Origin of the sequence: Streptomyces sp. BR123 (assembly GCF_013401435.1) — a bacterium.
Taxonomy (GTDB): Bacteria; Actinomycetota; Actinomycetes; order Streptomycetales; family Streptomycetaceae; genus Streptomyces.
In genome coordinates this window covers 1-3,826 of record NZ_JACBGN010000453.1, presented here as the reverse complement: position 1 = coordinate 3,826, position 3,826 = coordinate 1, and the positions used below count along the sequence as shown (strand labels likewise).

The 3,826-nt window shown below is 70.4% G+C and carries 5 protein-coding genes; 2 read left to right on the top strand and 3 right to left on the bottom strand.

Features of this window, described 5'->3' with window-relative positions; translation table 11 throughout:
* Positions 1 to 629: 629 nt before the first annotated feature.
* On the top strand, positions 630 to 902 hold the full coding sequence (locus tag HYE82_RS34850; protein ID WP_179178230.1) for a DUF1876 domain-containing protein: 273 nt from the start codon (positions 630 to 632) through the stop codon (positions 900 to 902).
* An 83-nt stretch (positions 903 to 985) separates the two neighbouring features.
* Here HYE82_RS34850 and HYE82_RS34845 read toward each other — a convergent pair whose 3' ends face one another.
* Complete coding sequence (locus tag HYE82_RS34845) at positions 986 to 1,225, bottom strand: DUF397 domain-containing protein (protein WP_179178229.1); 240 nt, start codon at positions 1,223 to 1,225, stop codon at positions 986 to 988.
* Positions 1,222 to 2,046, bottom strand: coding sequence for a helix-turn-helix transcriptional regulator (locus HYE82_RS34840; RefSeq protein WP_179178228.1), 825 nt, complete (start codon positions 2,044 to 2,046; stop codon positions 1,222 to 1,224). The genes HYE82_RS34845 and HYE82_RS34840 overlap by 4 nt, the downstream gene beginning before the upstream one ends.
* A gap of 112 nt (positions 2,047 to 2,158) precedes the next feature.
* Between HYE82_RS34840 and HYE82_RS39165 the strand changes: the two genes are divergently transcribed.
* On the top strand, positions 2,159 to 2,662 hold the full coding sequence (locus HYE82_RS39165) for an ATP-binding protein (RefSeq protein WP_309144551.1): 504 nt from the start codon (positions 2,159 to 2,161) through the stop codon (positions 2,660 to 2,662).
* A gap of 78 nt (positions 2,663 to 2,740) precedes the next feature.
* Here HYE82_RS39165 and HYE82_RS34830 read toward each other — a convergent pair whose 3' ends face one another.
* On the bottom strand, positions 2,741 to 3,547 hold the full coding sequence (locus HYE82_RS34830; protein ID WP_179178227.1) for a VOC family protein: 807 nt from the start codon (positions 3,545 to 3,547) through the stop codon (positions 2,741 to 2,743).
* Between the last annotated feature and the right edge of the window lie 279 nt (positions 3,548 to 3,826).

Below are 3,826 nucleotides of genomic sequence, written 5' to 3'. Positions count from 1 at the left end.
CAGTCGCCGAGCAAGAGGAGCGCGTAGCGATCCGGGGCGCCTCCTCGGCCCGGGACGGGGGCCAGTCGCCGTGAGATGAGGAGCGCGTAGCGATCTGGGGCGTCTGACCGGCCCCGATGGGGCCCTGGTCAACCTTTTCTGCAGGTTGGGGCTCGTCGCTCCCGGGCGGGCCCTGATGTCTGCCTTGAGGGCCGTCTTTCGTGCCCGCGCCCCCAGTGCCGGCCGGCATGGGTGGTCCTGGGCGCGTGGAGACGCTGCGAGGCGGAGCCGGGGCCCTGCGTCTCTGACGAGGCCCGTCCCTGGACTTGTCCCCCTGGCCATCCTTCGGGGCTTCCCGGCAGTCTGTTGGCATTCCGGGGCGGGGCGGCCTGTCAAGGGTGGCCGAAGGCCATCGCGCAGCGACGCGACGACGAAGGAGGAGCGCCCTTTACAGGGCGGCCCGAACCGGAAGGACGATAGGCGGCCGGGACGCCCCGGATGCCCCTCCGACGCCGGTCGGCTGCTATCCCGCCCCTCGGCTGCTGCCTGCCTCTCGCGCCTCCGCCTCGCCTCTGCCCAGCCCGCTCGCGCTCCCGTCTCCCCGGGCGCACCCTGGAGGGACAAGGGTGAGCCCCTGGAGGTGATGCACCATGTCCACACTCGTCGGGTGGCACGTGGAGCTCGAATTCACCGAGGACGGTCACCGCACCACTGCGGCGGCCATGGTCAGACTCGGTGACGGCTCCGAGATGCGGGCGCGCGGCTACGCCTTGCGTCACCCCTCCGACCCGGCGCAGCTGCGGGTCGGAGAAGAGATCGCAGGCGCGCGTGCGCTGATGGATCTCGCGTCCCAGATGCTGCAAAAGGCCCACGGAGAGATCGACGAGGCGACGGGCCGACACTCATACCCGCTGACCCGCTGATCGATCCCGCTGTGCCCCTGCCCGCGTTGCCTGCTCGCGCCCAGTGAGGGCGCGAGCAGGCCTTTCGTGCGCGCGTCCGGGTGCTATTCGGCAACCCAGCCGGTCAGGGCCGCCCAGGCGGCGGGAGCCAAGTCCAGCACCGGGCCGTCGGTGACCTTGGAGTCCCGGACGTGGACGGTGCCGGGGCACGTGGCGACCTCGACGCAGGCGCCGCCCTGTTCCGTGCTGTGGCTCGACTTCCGCCAGGCGACGGCTACTTCCAGGCACTGGCCGCCGTCGTCGCCGCTGTAGCTGGACTTGAACCACTTCAGTGCGGTGCTCATAGCTCTCCTAGCAGGCGGTCCAACAGGCCCCGCGTCTGCTCGGTGTTGAGGGCCTGAGTCCGCAGCATCGCATACCGGCGCGCCATGATGCTCACCTCGTCCGCGTCAGAGACGAGGTGGCTACCGCGCTGGCTCTCGGAGTAGCCGAGGTGCTGGTGATCCGGGGTTTCCAGGAGCGTGAACGGGCCGTTGAGGCCAGCGTGCCTGGGTTGGTCGAGTGGCATCACCTGGATGGAAACATCCGGGAGTTCGGTGCAGCCGATCAGGTGCCGCAGCAGTTCCTCGTGTACCTCCCGGCCGCCGATGCGGTGGCGGACGACGGGCTCCCAGACGACGAAGCTCGTCGTCGGCGGCGTCTTGCGGTGCAGTATCTGCTGCCGGACCAGTCGGTCGGCGGTGAGTGCCTCGATCTCCTCCTCACGGTAGGCGGGGATCCGGCACTTGAAGACGGCCCGGGCGTAGCTCGCGGGCTGGAGTAGACCTGGCACGACCTGGTTGTCGTACCAAGACAGCGCGATGGCCTCCGCCTCGCAGCGCATGTACTCCTCCGCCCATTCCGGTACTCGGTCCACCGGCGGAAGCTTCTCCACCCCCGCCAACAGCACCCCACCCGACTCCAGCACCCGGTCCATCGCCTCTGCCACGTCCGGCATCAGGGCCCGTCTGCCCTGCTCGATCGATGCGATCGTTTCCTCTTCCATCCGCACCAGCTTCGCCAGTTGGCGTTGTGTCAGGCCCTTCCTGATCCGGAGTACGGCCACCTGTGCCCCGACCATCTTCAGGGCGGTGCCGTTCTTCGGTACGCGTTTCCTCGGCGGCATGTTTTTCGGACTCCCCACCTGCGCCCGTGATGTATCCGTACCGACCCGTACCAATCGATCGGTACGGGCGGTCGCACTGTCCACGGTAGTCACGCACCGCGACGATCGCCCCGTGATTCAGGAGATTGAACCCGCCCTGATGCGGGACCGCTATTTTCCGCGCTCTCGCCAAACCGTCGCCACTGCCAGGCAGTTCACGGCGGAAACACTTGACGTGTGGGGTGTCACCCACCACCGCGACGACCTGTTGCTCTGCGTGAGCGAACTGGCGAGCAACGCCCTCCGCTACGGCGTCGCGCCCGGCCGGTACTACCGCGTCCGGCTCATGGCGTACGACGGCGGCGTGCGGCTGGAAGTCCACGACAGCGGCCCGGGCCTCTCCAACACCCGGGTCGGCGACGGGTACGGCCTGCGCATCGTCGAGGCCGTCTCGGACCGGTGGGGCGCGCTGCCGAGGCAGCCGGGGAAGTCGGTGTGGTGCGAGTTCGGCGGACCGCCGGCCGGGGCGGCCGAGGATTCCCGGTCCCGGCGGGAGACCGCGTACCTCCTGTGCTCGCCGCGCAACGCGCAGATCCTCGTGGAGTCGATCGCGGAGCTGGACGCCGACCGGAGCTAGCCGAGGCTGCCCAGCCAGCCAGCCAGGCAGCCCAGACCGGCCGGTCGGGGGCACCCCGCCCCCGCCCGGCCGGGGCCGTCACATGGGGTCGGGCTGTTCCGGGGCCTCGTTGGGCTTGATCACGGCGAAGACCGCGCCCTGCGGGTCGGCGAGGACGGCCATCCGGCCGACCGGCATGTCGAAGGCGGGGGCCATGACGCTGCCGCCGGCCTTTTCGCAGGCGGCCTGTGTAGCGTCGGCGTCGGCCACGCGGAAGTAGGGCAGCCAGTGCGGCGGGGTGCCCTTCGGGTGCTGGTCCAGGGACATGAGCCCGCCGACGGCCCGGCCGTTGACCTTGAGCTCGGTGTAGCCCTCGGCGCCCGGCATCTCGGAGGAGGCGGGCGTGATCGGGAGGATGGTGCTGTAGTACCTGGCGGCCTGCTGCGGATCGGTGGTGGCCAGTTCGTTCCAGGTCAGCGTGTTGTCCTCGTTGACGATCCCGGCGCCGGGGAAGGTGCCGGCCTGCCAGATGCCGTAGACGGCGCCGGTGGGGTCGGCGAGCACGGCCATCCGGCCGAGGTCCATGACCTCCGTCGGATCCATGATCGTGCTGCCGCCGGCGGCGGTGCCCGCCCGGACCACCTCGTGCACGTCGTGGACGGCCAGGTACGTCGTCCAGACGGCCGGTGGCATCGGGTCGGGGGTGGACCCGTCGGGGTTCATCGCCTTCATGATCCCGGCGACCGGCTGCTCCTTGTAGAGGCAGACGGAGTACCCGCCGGTCTCGGGCGGGCCGACCTCGCCGGACCAGCCGAAGAGGCCGGAGTAGAAGTCGAGGGCGGCTTGCTGGTCGGGCACCATCAGGTCGATCCAGCACGGGGTGCCGGGTCTGTAGGAGCCGTTCATGACGGGCACGGGGCCTCCGGGATGGGGGAGGAGCACGGGGACGAGCAGACGCACCCTCCCTTACCCGGGGACCGCCGCTCGGGATCGGGCCGCACGGGTGAAGTCCGGCCTCCGCGAGTGCCGGCCGGGCAGGCGGTGCCACGGTCGGTCCTCACCACCAGATCTTGATCCCGGCGAGGGCCCGGAATACGGCCGTCGGCGGGCCGATGAGGAACAGGACGACCAGCACCACCGGGTTCAGCACCAGGCCCGTTCCCAGCAGCCCCCAGCCCCCAGTAC